This is a genomic window from Dyella solisilvae (assembly GCF_003351225.1).
Taxonomy (GTDB): domain Bacteria; phylum Pseudomonadota; class Gammaproteobacteria; order Xanthomonadales; family Rhodanobacteraceae; genus Dyella; species Dyella solisilvae.
The window spans coordinates 1362637-1378515 of record NZ_QQSY01000001.1 but is presented as its reverse complement, the minus strand read 5'-3'; the positions used below and the strand labels follow the sequence as shown (position 1 = coordinate 1378515).

General features: G+C 66.3%; 14 protein-coding genes. 6 read left to right on the top strand and 8 right to left on the bottom strand.

Annotation, left to right across the window (positions count from 1 at the left end; all coding sequences use genetic code 11):
• Window positions 1-44 precede the first annotated feature (44 nt).
• From DVT68_RS06075 to DVT68_RS06065, 3 genes are all read right to left on the bottom strand, one after another.
• Window positions 45-1298: a polyhydroxyalkanoate depolymerase gene (locus DVT68_RS06075; RefSeq protein WP_114824091.1), complete on the bottom strand. Its 1254-nt coding sequence runs from the start codon at window positions 1296-1298 to the stop codon at window positions 45-47.
• 95 nt (window positions 1299-1393) lie between these two features.
• Window positions 1394-2137: a class I SAM-dependent methyltransferase gene (locus DVT68_RS06070; RefSeq protein ID WP_114824090.1), complete on the bottom strand. Its 744-nt coding sequence runs from the start codon at window positions 2135-2137 to the stop codon at window positions 1394-1396.
• A gap of 42 nt (window positions 2138-2179) precedes the next feature.
• Window positions 2180-2680 (bottom strand): RDD family protein, encoded by a 501-nt coding sequence (locus tag DVT68_RS06065; protein WP_114824089.1) that lies wholly within the window; start codon window positions 2678-2680, stop codon window positions 2180-2182.
• Window positions 2681-2748: 68 nt separating this feature from the next.
• On the opposite strand from DVT68_RS06065, the gene xerD reads away from it, so the two are divergent.
• Window positions 2749-3660, top strand: a complete 912-nt coding sequence (gene xerD / locus DVT68_RS06060; RefSeq protein ID WP_114824088.1) for a site-specific tyrosine recombinase XerD — start codon at window positions 2749-2751, stop codon at window positions 3658-3660.
• 95 nt (window positions 3661-3755) lie between these two features.
• On the top strand, window positions 3756-4559 hold the full coding sequence (locus tag DVT68_RS06055) for a DsbC family protein (protein ID WP_114824087.1): 804 nt from the start codon (window positions 3756-3758) through the stop codon (window positions 4557-4559).
• 54 nt (window positions 4560-4613) lie between these two features.
• Here the strand turns inward: DVT68_RS06055 and DVT68_RS06050 are convergent, their stop codons facing one another.
• Window positions 4614-6020: a sigma-54-dependent transcriptional regulator gene (locus DVT68_RS06050; protein ID WP_114824086.1), complete on the bottom strand. Its 1407-nt coding sequence runs from the start codon at window positions 6018-6020 to the stop codon at window positions 4614-4616.
• Between the two features lie 120 nt (window positions 6021-6140).
• Window positions 6141-7787, bottom strand: a complete 1647-nt coding sequence (locus tag DVT68_RS06045) for a sensor histidine kinase (protein WP_199535962.1) — start codon at window positions 7785-7787, stop codon at window positions 6141-6143.
• A gap of 297 nt (window positions 7788-8084) precedes the next feature.
• On the opposite strand from DVT68_RS06045, the gene sucC reads away from it, so the two are divergent.
• Window positions 8085-9248 (top strand): ADP-forming succinate--CoA ligase subunit beta, encoded by a 1164-nt coding sequence (sucC, locus tag DVT68_RS06040; RefSeq protein ID WP_114824085.1) that lies wholly within the window; start codon window positions 8085-8087, stop codon window positions 9246-9248.
• Between the two features lie 14 nt (window positions 9249-9262).
• Window positions 9263-10138: a succinate--CoA ligase subunit alpha gene (sucD, locus tag DVT68_RS06035; protein WP_114824084.1), complete on the top strand. Its 876-nt coding sequence runs from the start codon at window positions 9263-9265 to the stop codon at window positions 10136-10138.
• Window positions 10139-10227: 89 nt separating this feature from the next.
• Here the strand turns inward: sucD and DVT68_RS20255 are convergent, their stop codons facing one another.
• Both DVT68_RS20255 and DVT68_RS06025 read right to left on the bottom strand, forming a co-directional pair.
• Window positions 10228-10962, bottom strand: coding sequence for a hypothetical protein (locus DVT68_RS20255; RefSeq protein WP_147281673.1), 735 nt, complete (start codon window positions 10960-10962; stop codon window positions 10228-10230).
• A gap of 645 nt (window positions 10963-11607) precedes the next feature.
• Window positions 11608-12507: a LysR family transcriptional regulator ArgP gene (locus DVT68_RS06025; protein ID WP_114824082.1), complete on the bottom strand. Its 900-nt coding sequence runs from the start codon at window positions 12505-12507 to the stop codon at window positions 11608-11610.
• 123 nt (window positions 12508-12630) lie between these two features.
• Here DVT68_RS06025 and DVT68_RS06020 point away from each other — a divergent pair, with 123 nt between their 5' ends.
• Together DVT68_RS06020 and DVT68_RS06015 are read left to right on the top strand one after the other, a co-directional pair.
• Window positions 12631-13248: a LysE/ArgO family amino acid transporter gene (locus tag DVT68_RS06020; protein ID WP_114824081.1), complete on the top strand. Its 618-nt coding sequence runs from the start codon at window positions 12631-12633 to the stop codon at window positions 13246-13248.
• Window positions 13249-13311: 63 nt separating this feature from the next.
• Window positions 13312-14943: an NAD+ synthase gene (locus DVT68_RS06015; protein ID WP_114824080.1), complete on the top strand. Its 1632-nt coding sequence runs from the start codon at window positions 13312-13314 to the stop codon at window positions 14941-14943.
• Between the two features lie 94 nt (window positions 14944-15037).
• Here the strand turns inward: DVT68_RS06015 and DVT68_RS06010 are convergent, their stop codons facing one another.
• Window positions 15038-15877 (bottom strand): outer membrane protein assembly factor BamD, encoded by an 840-nt coding sequence (locus DVT68_RS06010; RefSeq protein WP_114824079.1) that lies wholly within the window; start codon window positions 15875-15877, stop codon window positions 15038-15040.
• Between the last annotated feature and the right edge of the window lie 2 nt (window positions 15878-15879).

Below are 15879 nucleotides of genomic sequence, written 5' to 3'. Positions count from 1 at the left end.
ACAGCTGCAGGAGCGCGCTGCGCGCTCCTGCAGGGCGGCGAGGCTTATTTCGCGACCTGGCCGAACTGGCGGATGAAGTCGCGCACCTGCGGGTAGACCGATTCGCGCCAGCGGCGGCCGCTGAAGGTGCCGTAGTGCCCGGCGCCTTCGACCACGCGATGGGCGCGGCGGTCGGCGGGGATGCCGCTGCACAGGTCGTGCGCCGCCTCGGTCTGGCCAATGCCGGCGATGTCGTCCAGCTCGCCCTCGATGGTGAACAGCGCGGTGGAGGTGATGGCCTCCGGTCGCACGCGCTCGCCCTTCACATCCCACAGGCCGCGTGGCAGCAGGAACTGCTGGAACACGGTGGAGATGGTGTCCAGGTAGTACTCGGCGGGCATGTCGAGCACGGCGTTGTACTCGTCGTAGAACTTGCGGTGCGCCTCGGCGTCGTCCTGGTCGCCGCGCAGCAGGTTCTCGTAGAAATCCCAGTGCGAGTTCAGGTGGCGGCCGGGGTTCATCGCAATGAAGCCCGCGTGCTGCAGGAAGCCCGGATAGACCTCGCGCCCGCTGCCCGGATAGTTCGCCGGCACCGTGTGGATCACGTTGCCCTTGAACCAGCTCAACGGGCGGGTGGTGGCCAGGTTGTTGACGCCGGTGGGGTTGCTGCGCGGCTCGATCGGGCCGCCCATCATGGTCATGGTGAGCGGGGTCTGCTCGCCGCGGGCGGCCATCAGCGACACCGCGGCCAGTACCGGCACGGTCGGCTGGCACACCGAGATCACATGCAGGCGTTCGGCGCCGATGTGGCGGATGAATTCCTCGATATAGGCGACGTAGTCGTCGAGATGGAACGGGCCTTCGCTGGTCGGCACCATGCGCGCGTCGACCCAGTCGGTGATGAACACTTTGTGGTCATGCAGCAGGGTGCGCACCGTATCGCGCAGCAACGTGGCGTGGTGGCCGGACAGCGGGGCCACCACCAGCACCACCGGGTCGTTCTTCAGCTTCTCGATGACCACCGGATCGTCGCTGAAGCGCTTGAACCGGCGCAGCTGGCAAAACGGCTTCTCCAGCACCACTCGCTCGATCACCGCGATCTCCTGCCCATGGGCATTGACCTGGGACAGGTTGAAGGAGGGCTTCTCGTACTCCTTGCCGAGCCGGTGCAGCAGCTCGTAGCCGGCCGCCAGTCGCGGCGCCCCCGGCAGGTGCGAGAGCGGGCTGGTGAGGTCGCTGAACATCTTGGCGCTGGCTTCGGCGTAATGGCTGAGCGGGCCTAGGATGGCGCGCTGCCACTCATGGATCTGATAAAGCATGGGGCTGAACCCGGCGTCGGAAAGGCGACATCTTACCCGGTTTGGCGTCGCCGTGTTGCGCCGCCGCATCGTCTCAAGCCTGTTGAATCAGTCGCTTAGGTGCGCCGGCAGAGCAGCAGTAGCGCACTTGCACGCGGGGCCGACACCAGGCCGGGACGCCAGCGCAGGGGACGCTGCAAGCGCAGTTCCCATGGCGTCAGCACCCGGTTGTACCACCACAGGGCGCGCTCCCCACGATGCTGGAGGCACTCCCTGCCGAGGGTCGCCAGGCTGCGCGACACGGACGGCTGGTCGTACACCGTGCTTTGTTCGACGACCCAGCCATGGGCGGCCAGGCGAGCCGTGATCTGGCCGGGTTCGACCCGGCGGTCGTGGCCGTCGGACTCGCCGAGGCCGGTCGAGGACCCCGCGCGTACCGGTACGGACAACAACAGGCGTGCATCCGGCGCCGCGACGCGGGAAAGCTCGTGCAGGGCCTGCTCGCGGTCCGCCATGTGCTCAAGGATGTCGAGCGCGCAGATCAGGTCGAAACTGGCGTCGGGGCAGGGCAGCGCGCTGAGCGTGCCGCAGGCGGCGCTGGCGCCCCAGGAGCGCAGGCTGGCGAGGGCCACGCGGCTCACATCGATGAAATACGTGCCGTCGAGCGGCAGGCGTGGTCGCAGGCCCGGGGCCACCTCCAGCCGGCGCGGCAGCGCCATGGCGAGTTCGCGCACCATCGGCCAGGTGTTGAAGCGGCTCGGATCGACCAGTTTGCCACCGGCCCACTCCCATGCGCGCTCCCCGCCGTTCGAGCGGGTCACGTTGGCGGCGGTGGGGCGGGAAAGGGCAATCGTGGGCATCGCCACAATCTTGCCCAGACATACTTACATGAACGTGAAGGCCTAGCCGATCCTGCGCAATTCAGTGCGCGCGATCACATCCTGCAGCGCCCGCCGGCGTGGATCGAACGCCGCCAGGCCGAAATAGAGGGCCCAGGCGATGGCGACCGCCCACAGTGCGGCAGCGACCCCGAACCAGGGGGCCAGGCCAAGCAGCAGCAGCGGCGCGGCAGCCACCAGGACGCGCAACACGGCCTGCCCCAGTGTGAGTCGACGACCATCGGAACCGGTCACCCGGATGCGCCACGGTCGCATGCCCAGCGTTTGCCCGCCGCGCAGCCAGGACAGCACGAAGTAGGTCGACACGGCCAGTCCCTGCAACGGCTGGTACCACCATGCGATGTGCGCATGGTCGCCGCCGCTGACCACGTTGCCGCCGGTGATTCGCTGGCAGATGTAACCCACCACCATCACGATGGCGAGCACGGCGAGCAGGTCGTAGAGCAGGGCGAGCAGCCGGCGCCACAGTGGGCAGGCGACGGTGGAGACGGAGCTGTCGTTCATCACGGTACGAGCATTCGGTGTAAGAGGGTGCTTGCGCCCCATGGGCGCGCGCGGCGAGCATCGCATGCATGCAGCAAGCCACTCCAAGTATCACCGAAGCAGACCGTCGCAGCATTGACGCCTTTATCGAGCGGGTGTGGTCCGAGGACGGGCTATCCGACAAGACGCTCGACGCCTATCGCCGTGACCTCGAAGGCCTGGCGCGCTGGCTTGGCGCGCAAGGCTTGAGCCTGCGCAGCGCGCAGCGCCAGCACCTGTCCGCCTATCACGGCAGCCAGCCGGTGGCGGTGCGCTCGCTGGCGCGGCGACAGTCGTCGTTCCGGCGCTATTACGCCCACCTGGCGCACACCGAGCCTGGTTTCGACGATCCGACCCTGCTGATCGAGCGCCCCAAGACGCCGCGCAGCCTGCCCAAGGCGCTCGCGGAAAAGGAGATCGAGGGTCTGCTGGATGCGCCCGATAGCGGCACCATGCTGGGCTTGCGCGATCGCGCCATGCTGGAGCTGATGTATGCCTCGGGCCTGCGCGTCTCGGAGCTGGTGGAACTCCCGCTGGCCTCGCTGAACCTTCGTCAGGGCGTGGTGCGCGTGACTGGCAAGGGTGGCAAGGACCGGCTGGTTCCGATCGGCGAGGTCGCCGCCGAGCGCATCGAGGCCTACCTGGCCGCGGCGCGGCCGGCGCTGGCCAAGGGACGCCAGCCCATCGCGCTGTTCCTCAGCAACCGCGGGGAGGGCATGACGCGCCAGATGTTCTGGACGCTGGTGAAGCGCTACGCGCTCAACGTGGGTATCGTGCCCAAGCGCATCTCGCCGCACGTCCTGCGGCATTCCTTTGCCACCCACCTGCTCAACCATGGCGCCGACCTGCGCGCCCTGCAGATGCTGTTGGGCCACAGCGCACTGAGCACGACGCAGATTTATACGCTGGTGGCGAAGGAGGGCCTCAAGCGCCTTCATGCGCAGCACCATCCGCGCGGTTAAGTCGCTGCAAAGTCTCAGAAACCCTTAACCCGCCTGTGCGAGAATGCGCTATCCCCAGCCTTCCGCTTGCGGAAGTGACTACCCCGAGGTTCGTGATGTTCAAGAAATGGTTGCTGGCCCTGTGCGTCAGCGGGTTCGCCCTCAACGTCTGCGCGGCGCCGGACGGGTCGGGCAGCGCCACCGCGAATGCCCCCGCCAACGCCAACGCCACCGCAGTTGCTAGCGCCACCGGGTCGGAGGCCTCCGTGCGCAAGGCCATCCTGTCGCTGGCCCCGGACGCGACCATCGCCTCCATCCAGGCCTCGCCGATTCCGGGCTTCTACCAGGTGATCACGGACGGCCAGCTGGTCTACGTGAGCGCCGATGGCAAGTTCCTGCTCAACGGCGACCTGATCGACGTGGCCAGGAAAAAGAACATCAGCAACGATGGCTGGGCAAGTTTCCGCAAGGCGGAGCTGGCCAAGGTGCCCGCGTCCGACCGCATCGTGTTCGCGCCGGCCAACCCGCGCTATCGCGTCACCGTGTTCACCGATGTCAACTGCGCCTACTGTCGTGCGCTGCACGAGCACGTTGCCGAGTTCAACAAGGCCGGCATCGCGCTGGAATACGTGGCCTGGCCGCGCGACGGCGTCACCAATCCAGCCGGGCGCAATACCGAGACCTACAACGAGATGGTGTCGGTCTGGTGCGCATCCAATCGCAACGCGGCGTTCACCGCGGCCAAGGAGGGGCATATGCCCAAGTCGGCCACCTGCGCCAACCCGGTCAAGCAGCAGTTCGATCTCGGCGTGAAGCTGGGCATCACCGGCACGCCGACCATCATTGCGTCGGACGGCACGATGCTGGGCGGGTACATCACGCCGGAGGAGATGCTGCGCTTGCTGAGCAAGGGCAGCTGAGGCCCGTCGCCGCACCCCATAAAAAAAGGCCGGATCTGATCCGGCCTTTTTTTGTCAGTCGATGCCGAGCTTCTTGAGCTTGTAGCGCAGCGCGCGGAAGGTGATGCCCAGCTTCTTGGCGGCTGCGGTCTTGTTGTAGCGCGACTCTTCCAGCGCCTTGATGATGGCGGTGCGCTCGAGGTTGCTGATGTAGTCGTCCAGGCCGCCATTGGCGTTGGGAGCCTGCATGGGCGCCGGCGCCGCCGCGGCTGCTGGCGCCACGCCGGCGGCGACCGCCATCGCCGGCTCGGCGACGCGTGGCGTGCGTTGCGGCAGCATCAGGTCGCTCACGTCGATCTGGTCGCCATCGCACATGGCCATGGCGCGCTCGAGGATGTTCTCCAGCTCGCGCACATTGCCCGGGAAATCGTAGGCCTCCAGCGCCTGCTGGGCGACCGGCAACAAGCGGCCAGGCGCGCCGCCACTCTTGGCGGCCAGCTGGCGCAGCACGAAGGTGGCCAGCAGCGGCACGTCGCCACGGCGCTCGCGCAGCGGCGGCACGCGCAGCTCGATGACGTTGATGCGGTAGAACAGGTCCTGGCGGAACTGGCCCTGCTCGACCAGCGCGGCGAGATTCTTGTGCGTGGCCGACAGGATGCGCACGTCCACCGGCACTTCCTCGCGGGCGCCGATCGGGCGCACGGCCTTCTCCTGGATCGCGCGCAGCAGCTTCACCTGCATGTGCAGCGGAAGCTCAGCCACTTCGTCGAGGAACAACGTGCCGCCGTGGGCCGCCTGGAACAGGCCTTCCTTGTCACCCACGGCGCCGGTGAAGCTGCCCTTGCGATGGCCGAAGAACTCGCTCTCCATCAGCTCCGACGGAATGGCGCCGCAGTTGACCGGCACGAACGGGCCGGTGGCGCGGGGGCCCTGCTCGTGGATCAGTCGCGCCACCAGCTCCTTGCCCACGCCCGACTCGCCGGCGATGTACACCGGAGCCTGGTTGCGGGCGAGCTTGCCGATGGTGGAACGCACCTGCTGCATGGCGGCGGATTCGCCAATCAGGCGCTCGTTGCCATCGGGCTTGGCGGCGGCCTGGCCAGTGCGCTTCTCTTCGGCCAGGCGCAACGCAGTGCGCACCAGGCGGCGCAGCATCTGGATGTCGACCGGCTTGGAGACGAAATCGAAGGCGCCCGCCTTGAGCGCGTTCACCGCGGCGTCGACGTTGCCGTAGGCGGTGATCATCGCCACCGGCGTGTCCGGGTGCTCCGCCGCGATCAGCTCGACCAGTTCATGGCCGGTGCCGTCGGGCAGGCGCATGTCGGTGAAGCAAAGATCGTAGTGACGTTCGGCCAGTGCACGTCGCGCTTCAGTCACCGTACCCACTGCATCGACCAGCAAGTCCATGCGCCCGAGGGTGATGGTGAGGAGTTCGCGGATGTCGCGTTCGTCGTCGATGACCAGGACGGTCTGTTGGCTCATGTCGTCACGGGGGGCTGGTGGCGTCGCTAGGATAACCGTCCGCTCCGCTACCGGCAAAGTCCGCCGGGCAAAGTCCGTCGCAGGACATTGCGGGCGTGGGCCGGAGAATTCCGCGCAGATTCAACCTGCGGCAGCCGCATCGCCGGTGGTCCGGCCCGCCCGCGCCGGGGTGAGCACCAGCCGGAAACAACTGCCGCCGCCCGCCACTCGCACGTATTCGAGCGAGGCCTGGTTCGCCTCGCTCATCTGGCGGGCGAGGTAGAGGCCAAGGCCGGTGCCGTACTCGTGGGTGGTGTAGAACGGTTCGAAAATCTGCGCAGCCACCTTGGGCGCGATGCCGGGGCCGCGGTCGATCACCTCGAGGATCGGCGCGCCATGCTCGCCGTGTCGCGCCACCACCATCACGCGGGCCGATTCGCCGGGCATGCGGCCGTAGCGCAGCGCGTTCTGCACAAGGTTCCACACCACCTGCTGCAACTGCTGCGGGTCGGCCAGGGCGGCCACCGGCGTGCTGGCCTGGATCACCCGCAGCGAGTCCTCGCCCAGGTCGTTGCCCTGGCGGTACTCCTCCACGAACTGGTTGGCCCACATGCCGAGGTCCAGCGTCTCCGGGCGCGAGCGCTCGCGCCGCGACAGCTGAAGAATGTTCTCGATGATCTCGTTCAGCCGCACGCAGTGGTTGTTGATGATCTCCACCATGCGCTGATCGGTCGGCGGCAGGTCCTCCGACTCGGCCAGCAGCTGAGCGGAGTAGCGGATCGCCGCCAGCGGGTTGCGGATTTCGTGGGCGATCGAGGCGGACAGGCGCCCCAGCGAACTGAGCGTGAGCTCCTCGGCGCGGCGCGACACCAGCGAGGTGTCGTCCAGGAAGATCAGCACGTGGGAGTCGTCGTTCGGCGCGAGTCGGCTGAAGCGCGGCACCACCTCGGGCACGCCGTCGGCCAACTGGGTGGCCGACTCGTCGAGCTTGCCCGACGTCATCCAGTGGTACAGGCGCCGCGACAGCTCCGGCGCCAGCCGCCCCAGGTCGCGCTGGTCGGCGGCCGGGTTGCCCAGCAGCATCCAGGCCGACTCGTTCATCTGGTGGATGCGGTTGGCGTCGTCCACCAGCATCACGCCGGTCTTCATGCGGCGAATGATCAGCTCGTTGACCTGGGCCAGATTGGCCAGGTCAACGCCGCGCTGTTCGGCCAGCGCCTCGCTCGCGCGGATCTGCCGGCTGAGCACGTAGCACAGCACGGTGATGGAGAAATAGGCCAGGCCGAACAGGCTCGATTCCAGCAGCTCGCGATCCATGCCGATGTCGCCGTGCTGGATCTCGAACACCGAATGGCCGAGCACGCCCAGGGTGGCCAGCGCGGCGAAGAAGCAGGACAGCCGCAGCGGCAGGATCAGCGCGCCGGCGGCCAGGTTCACCGCCAGCATCATGGCGATGCCGATGCGCGCATCGTGCATGGTGGCGATCGCCAGCACCGCCGCCACGATGTCCACCGTCAGCGCGCCGGACACCGTCCAGCGGATGTGGCCGCTCGAGCGCCGGGTCAGCGACAGCAGGCCCAGGGCGAACAGCAGGAACATCACCGCCATGCCACGGGCGAGGCCGACATCCGCCAGCTTGGGCCAGCCCAGGGTGCTCGGGCTCAGCGACAGGCCGACGTAAACCAGCGCCTGGGCCAGCCGGAAGCAGTTGAGGAACAGAAGCTCGTGGCGCGCCGCTTCAGGTGCGGGGCGGGCGCTGGGGTACGCGGGCTGCACGGTGCTGGACACCTGGCTGGGCACTCTTGAGTGGGCTGACCGGCTGGTCCCGGCCAGTATAGACGCGCCCTTCACACGCCGTGGCGGGGTCCCTCGAAAGGCCTGGGCGGGGCCCCCGTCAGGGCCGCCCCTTTCCATCAGGGGCCGCTTCCGCGAAAATAGTTGGCCGTATTGCGCGGTTTTCGTCATGTCGACAGGCAGGCGGCGGCGCACTGCATCCGGCAGCGCAACCCGCCGTCGTTCCCCTGACCGCCCCGGGCCCCACAACCCGTCGCGGCCGCCATGTTTCCCCGTACTCTCGAGGTATCCATGAATTTCCACGAGTACCAGGCCAAAGAACTGTTCGCGAAGTACGGCATTGCCGTGCCCCCGGGCAAGGTCGCCAACTCTCCCGATGCCGCTGTCGATGCCGCCAAGCACCTTGGTGGTTCGCAGTGGATGGTCAAGGCTCAGATCCACGCAGGCGGCCGCGGCAAGGCCGGCGGCGTCAAGTTCTGCAAGAGCCTCGACGACGTGCGCGCAGCTGCCAAGGGCATGCTGGGCACCAACATGGAGACTTACCAGTCCGCCGGCCGCGCGCTGCCGGTGAACCTGGTGCTGGTCACCGACGCGACCAACATCGCCAAGGAACTCTATCTGTCGATCCTGACGGACCGTGATTCCAAGTCGATCTCGTTCATCGCCTCCAAGCACGGCGGCGTGGACATCGAGCAGGTCGCCAAGGACACCCCGGAAGACATCCACACCATCGTGGTGGACTTCGTGGAAGGCCTGCAGCCGTACCAGTGCCGCCAGCTCGGCTTCGCCATGGACCTCAATGCGAAGCAGGTCGGCCAGCTGACCAAGATCATGCTGGGCCTGTACAAGCTGTTCAACGAGAAGGACCTGTCCCTGGTCGAGCTGAATCCGCTCGCCATCCTCGAGGACGGCAACCTCGCCGCGCTCGACGGCAAGGTCAACTCCGACGACAACGCCGAGTTCCGTCATCCGGACCTGGCCGCCATGCGCGACCTGACCCAGGAAGACCAGGCTGAAGCGGCTGCCGTGCAGCACAACCTGAACTACGTGACCATGGACGGCTCCATCGGCTGCATGGTCAACGGCGCAGGCCTGGCCATGGCCACCATGGACGTGATCCAGCTGGCAGGCGGCGAGCCGGCCAACTTCCTCGACGTCGGCGGCGGCGCCACCAAGGAACGCGTCACCGAGGCGTTCAAGCTCATCCTTTCCTCCGACAAGGTGAAGGCCATCCTGGTCAACATCTTCGGCGGCATCGTGCGTTGCGACCTGATCGCCGAAGGCATCATCGCGGCCGTGAAGGAAGTGGGTCTGAAGATCCCCGTCGTGGTGCGCCTGCAGGGCACCAATGTGGAGCTGGGTCGCGAACTGCTGGCCAACTCCGGCCTGGCTATCACGCCGGCCAACGATCTCAACGATGCGGCGCAGAAAGCCGTGGCTGCGGCCAAGGCCTGAGGAGCAACTGAACCATGAGCGTTCTCGTCAACAAGAACACCAAGGTCCTCGTGCAGGGCTTCACCGGCCAGCAGGGCACCTTCCACGCGCAGCAGGCGCTGGATTACGGCACCAAGGTCGTCGGCGGCGTGACCCCGGGCAAGGGCGGCACCGAGCACATCGGCCTGCCGGTCTTCAACTCGGTCTCCGAGGCCGTCGATGAGACCGGCGCTGATGCGTCCGTCATCTTCGTGCCGCCGCCGTTCGCGGCCGACTCGATCCTCGAAGCCATCGACGCCGGCATCAAGGTCATCGTGGCGATCACCGAGGGCATCCCGGTGCTGGACATGCTGCGCGTGAAGAACGTGCTGGCCCAGCATCCGGAAATCGTGCTGATCGGGCCGAACTGCCCCGGCATCATCACCCCGGGCGAGTGCAAGATCGGCATCATGCCGGGTCACATCCACACGCCGGGCAAGGTCGGCATCGTGTCGCGCTCCGGCACCCTGACGTACGAGTCGGTGTTCCAGACCACCAACGAAGGCCTGGGCCAGTCCACCGTGATCGGCATCGGCGGCGATCCGATCAACGGCCTGAGCTTCATCGACTGCCTGAAGATGTTCCAGGACGATCCGCAGACCGAAGGCATCATCATGGTGGGCGAAATCGGCGGCAGCGCTGAAGAAGACGCCGCCGAGTTCATCGGCGAGTACGTCACCAAGCCGGTGGTGTCCTTCATCGCAGGCGCCTCGGCTCCTCCGGGCAAGCGCATGGGCCATGCCGGCGCCATCATCTCGGGCGGCAAGGGCACGGCGGCGGCGAAGTTCGCTGCGCTGGAGAAGGCGGGCGTCACCACGGTGAAGTCCCCGGCCGACCTCGGCAAGACCCTCGCCGGTCTGATGAAGAAGTAAGTCTTTCGGGTCTCTTCGACCGAAACGAAAAGGGCCGCAGCGATGCGGCCCTTTTTTTGATTAAACATCTGGATTCTCTTGCAGCTGCCTTAACGAGCCTGCTCGCGGTCCGTGCGCGGCGGCGAACAGTTGTAGGATTTTTCGATGGCCTCAATGTCACTCGTGGACACATGGCGTTCAATGCGCTCTTCCGGTGTCATTCCGCGCCAGACATCAAGGTCGACACAGTGCGGGTCAACCGCGCCGGTGAAGCTGCCGATCGACCGAACCACGCCCGCAATACCTTGGGCTCGGGGATCCACCATACGAAATCGTGCCGCCCCTAGCACGGAAGGACCCGGAAGGCGGGGCTTGATGTCGCCAAGTGGCTTGGGGGTGAGCAATCCGCCGCCCTGCACATAGGCTGGTTTGTCAGATTGGAGGGCATAGCGCCTCCCATCGCCGCCAATGGATAGGCTGGGCTGGCCTTGGCCTGCGAGAGAGTTGGCGCTTGTCGAGGGGGCTGCGTTAGGACGACGGGGCGCTGGAGCGGCCTCCAGCCTCGCTGGCTTGGTGAATGCGAGACCAACTGCTTCTGCGGACTTGATCCTGGCGGCTTCGATGAATCGAACTTGAAGCGCGCCTGATGATGTACCTGTCATTTCTGCGCGACCCGAGGATTGAGGGACAGTAAGCAGGATCAGCAAAAAGCAATGAAACATCAGCGCCAATGACAGGGCCGCAATCCTTGACTGGCAGACGCCAGATGCGGGATCACTGTCGAGTGCCTGATATCGCCGGCGTTGAGCAAAGAAAGGATGAAATGTGGCTGCAGCGCCAGTCATGGTCGCGAAATGCCATGTATTAATTGATGTGGCGGGCTCTGCACTTCAGAGCGTATCAAGCAAAACCCGGAGAGCTGGCGCGGTGCGAATGAGCTGCGGCATCGATCGAAGCCGGCGCTAGCATCGTCTCCCTCTTCTAGTGGCCGCAGACATAGGGTTCACAATTCCACTTGGCCGTAGCCAGCGGATATCGGCGGAAACTGGCAGCGAATGTAGGCGCACATCATGCCGACGGAGGAAATTGACTCTGCCGAAAAGCGGCCGGATTTTTTGCGTGTCTCGCAGATGCAATTACTGGCGTCGAATGCGCGCTATTGACGAACCGAGTATTAGTTGCCGACGCCATAAGCACTGGCGAGGAAATCGTCGCATGTAGCTCCTTATGCATCGAAGTACTCAGTTCGCCACGGTCATCGCCCCAAGCGGGTGGCCTGGACGTTGAGCGGCTCGTCTATGGTGCTCAGGAAAATGTCTGCGCGATCGTGGCGGACCCTTTGGCAGGAACTCAGCTCTGCCAGTGCGCCCGCTCGCTTCCGGAATGGACCTGAATGCGAGGCGGAAGGATCGATTGGGCAGGAGCATGCTTGGCCAGTACAAGCTGCCAACGGAATGGGGGCGCAGTCATGCTGCCCTTGCTCTTTAACCTCAGCGCGACTGGCGCAACGCTTGCCGCGCCGCCTGCTGCAGCGTGTCGGTGAGCCGGGCCAAAGTCGCCGAGCGGATCGCCCAGTGCTGCCAGTAGAGCGGCACGTCCAGCCGGCGTCCGGGGGCGATGGGTTTGAGGCGGCCCTCGGCGAAGGGGCGCTCCAGCATGGACTCCGGCGCCATTGCCCAGCCCAGTCCCAGCGCGGCGCCTTCCACGAAGGCGGTGGAGGAGGGCAGGTAGTGCATCGGTGGCGTCAGTCGCGCACGGGTGACGCTATGGACGAAACGCCACTGCAGGGCGTCCTTGCGATTGAACACCAGCATGGGCGCCTGGCCCAGCGAGCTGGCGTTGACCCCGTCGGCAAAGTGGCGATCCACGAACGCCGGCGAAGCCACGGGCACGTATCGCATGACGCCGAGCTTCTTCACGTTGCAGCCGGGCAGGGGTTGCGCGATGGCGGTCACGGCGCCGAGCACGGAGCCGTCGCGCAACAGGTCGGTGGAGTGGTCCTGGTCCTCCACACGCACGTCGAACAGCAGCCCGTCGCCTGCGTGCAGGGTCGCCAGCGCCGACAGAAACCAGGTTGTCAACGAATCGGCGTTGACGGCGATGGCGATCGTCGCCGATGTGGAGCCGTCAGGGACGACATGGAAATCGTGCAGGGTCTCCGCCTCCAGCAGGCGCAACTGCTGCACGCTGCGCAACAGGCGTTGGCCGGCGGGCGTGGCGGTGCAGGGCGAGCGACGCAGGATCAGCACCTGGCCCAGCCGGTCCTCCAGCGACTTGATGCGCTGGGAGATCGCCGAGGGCGTCACCGCCAGGCGCCGCGCGGCTGCCTCGAAGCTGCCCTCGTCGAGGACCGCGGCAAAGGCGCTGAGCTGGGGATTGAGCAGGCTCATGGTGGCCACCGTGGGAGTCGAAGCCGGATTCGCATTAGCGAATCTAAAGCTGGCTAAGGATATTTAGTTTTACTGCACGACGGGGTCAAGGCAAAGTAGACGTCCAAATCGAGGTGCTCCCCCATGTTTTCCACGGCTTACCTGGCCGGCCTCGCCGCCGGCGCGGGCCTCATCATCGCCATCGGCGCGCAGAATGCCTTCGTGTTGCGGCAGGGCCTGCAGCGTCACTACATCGGTTCGGTGGTGACGGTGTGCATCCTGGCCGACATCAGCCTGATCCTGCTCGGCGTCGCCGGCATGGGGCTGGCGGTGCAACAGCATCCCGGTCTGTTGCAGTGGCTGCGTTATGCGGGTGCGGCGTTCCTTGCCGCGTACGGAATGCTGGCGCTGCACCGGGCCTGGCGCGGCGAGAGCGGCCTGCAGCCGGCTGGTGACAGCAACGGCAGCCGGGCGCGCGTGGTGCTGGCGTGCGTGGGCTTCACCCTGCTCAATCCCCATGTGTACCTGGACACCGTAGTGCTGCTGGGCAGCCTGTCCACCCACTACGATGGCGGCGGGCGCTGGGCCTTCGCCGCCGGCGCCTCCACGGCCAGCGTGGTGTGGTTCCTCTCGCTGGGCTATGGCGCGCGGGTGCTGCTGCCGGTGTTCCGCAGTCCGCTCGCGTGGCGGCTGTTTGACGTGGCGGTGGCGTTGTTCATGCTGACCCTCGCCGCCCTGCTGCTGACCCAGCCGACAGGGTGAAGGCACGGCCAAAATGGACGCCTCGGGTATCATAGGCAGCTCCCCGAACACGGATTGACCGGCATGCCCTCCCTGCGCCTCGCCCTTGCCCAGTTCGATTTCCCGGTTGGCGCCGTTGCCGCGAACGCGGCCCGGGTAGGCGACCTGATGGCGCAGGCGCGCGAGGGTGGAGCGTCGCTGGTGGTGTTCCCCGAGCTGACCCTGAGCGGCTATCCGCCGGAAGACCTGCTGCTGCGTCCAAGCTTCCTGGCGGCGTGCCAGTGCGAGCTCAACGCGCTGGCCGGCGCCACCAACGGCGTAGCGGCCCTCGTGGGCCATCCGCACAGCGAGGGCGAGGTGTACAACGCCGCCAGCCTGCTGCGCGGCGGGCGCATCGAGCTGACCACGCACAAGCAGGCGCTGCCCAACTACGGCGTGTTCGACGACAAGCGCTATTTCCGCAAGGGGCATGACAGCGCGGTGGCGCTGATCGACGGTGTGCGCGTGGGCATCCTGATCTGCGAGGACATCTGGCAGCCCGAGCCCGCCGCCAGGGCGGCCGCAGCCGGCGCCGAGCTGATCGTGGTGATCAACGCCTCGCCGTGGGATGACGCCAAGCAGGTCGAGCGCGAACAGGTGCTGACGGCGCGCGCCACGGAAACCGGCTGCGCGGTCATCTACCTCAACCTGATCGGTGGGCAGGACGAAGTCGTTTATGACGGCGGCTCACTGCTGGTCAACGGCGATGGCAGCGTGGTGGCCCGTGCGCCGAATTTCGTCGATGCCATGCTGTGGGCGGAATTCGACAGCGAAACACGCACCCTGCGGGCCGAAAACTGGCCCAGCGTACCCGACGCCACGCACGAAGCGACGCTGTACGCGGCGCTGGTGCGCGGCATCCGCGACTACATCGAAAAGAATGGTTTTGCCGGCGTGCTGCTGGGCTTGTCCGGCGGCATCGACTCGGCGCTGACGCTGGCGCTCGCGGTGGATGCGCTCGGCCCCGAGCGCGTCACCGCAGTGATGATGCCCACCCGCTATACCTCGCAGCTGTCGCTCGATGGCGCGCGCGTTCAGGCGGAGCAGCTGGGCGTGGATTACCACATCATCAACATCGAGCCGATGGTCGACGCCTTCCTCGGCGCGCTGGCGCCGGCCTTCGCCGGCAAACCGGCTGACACCACCGAAGAGAACCTGCAGTCGCGCACGCGCGGCGTGACGTTGATGGCGCTATCCAACAAGCATGGCCGCCTGTTGCTGGCCACCGGCAACAAGAGCGAGATGGCGGTGGGCTACGCCACGCTCTACGGTGACATGTGCGGCGCCTATGCGCCGCTGAAGGACGTCTACAAGACCGAGGTGTATCGCCTGTCGCGCTGGCGCAACGCGCTGGCCGCCCGGCTCGGAGAGCCTGAATCGATTCCGTCGGCGGTGATCGACCGTCCGCCCTCGGCCGAGCTGCGCGACAACCAGACCGACCAGGATTCGCTGCCGCCGTACGACGAGCTGGACGCCATCCTGGCGCGCTTCATCGAAGGCGAGCAGTCGCAGGCCGAGATCGCCGCCCAGGGCTTCCACGCCGATACCGTGCGCCGCGTGGTGCGGCTGGTGCTGCTCAACGAGTTCAAGCGTCGCCAGGCGGCGCCGGGTCCACGCGTGACCACGCGCGCCTTCGGTCGCGAGCGCCGTTATCCGATCACCTCCGGCTGGCGCTGAGCGCCGCTCCCAAGGGGTAGGGGAGGGCAAAGAAAAAGCCGGCAGGCTCGCGCCTGCCGGCTTTTTCATGCCATCCGGAAAAACGGTGGCTCGATCAGTGGTGACCCGAGAACGGGATCATCTTGCGCACCAGCGACGGCGAGTGCGGCCAGTTCGCGTCGGTCAGGTACGGATGGTTCGGGTAGTTCATGGCCAGCACCTGGCGAGTCTGGTCGGCGAGGGTCTTCTGGTCCATGCCCAGGTAGCTGCGGGTCAGGATGGCCAGCGCATCGCCCGTCTGCGGCGCCTGCTGGTAGTGCTCGATCACGTACTGGGCGCGGTTCGCCGAGGCCACGTAGGCTTTGTTGCGCAGGTAGTACTCGGCCACGTTGATTTCGAACTGGGCCAGCAGGTTGCGCAGGTAGATCATGCGCTGGCGGGCATCGGCCGTGTAGGCGCTGTCCGGGAAGCGGCGCGACAGCTCGGAAAAGTCGTCGAACGACTTCAGGTTGAAGCCCTGGTCGCGGCGCGTCTCCGGCTCGCCGGACTGCAGCAGGCGCTCCATGGCGCCGCCGGTGCGGTCGAAGTTGATCAGGCCGCGCAGGTAATAGGCGTAGTCGACGTGCTTGTGGGTCGGATACGTCTTGATGAAGCGGTTGATGGTGGAATACGCATCATCCGGCTGGTTGTCCTTGTACTGCGAGTAGGCCAGATCCAGCTGGGCCTGTTCGTTGAAGTCACCGGACGGGAAGCGTGCGATCAGTCGCTGGTAAGCTTTGCTGGCTGCCGAATAGTCCGCGTGCTCCATGGAGTCGTGGGCCTTGGCGTAAAGCTTGTCCACCGGCAGGGTATCGTTGGTGTCCTTCTTGTGGCCGAACATCGAGCAGGCACTCATCGAAACGGCGATGGCGAGCACGACAAAGACTTTGAAAGCCGGCAGCTTGGTTACACGCATGG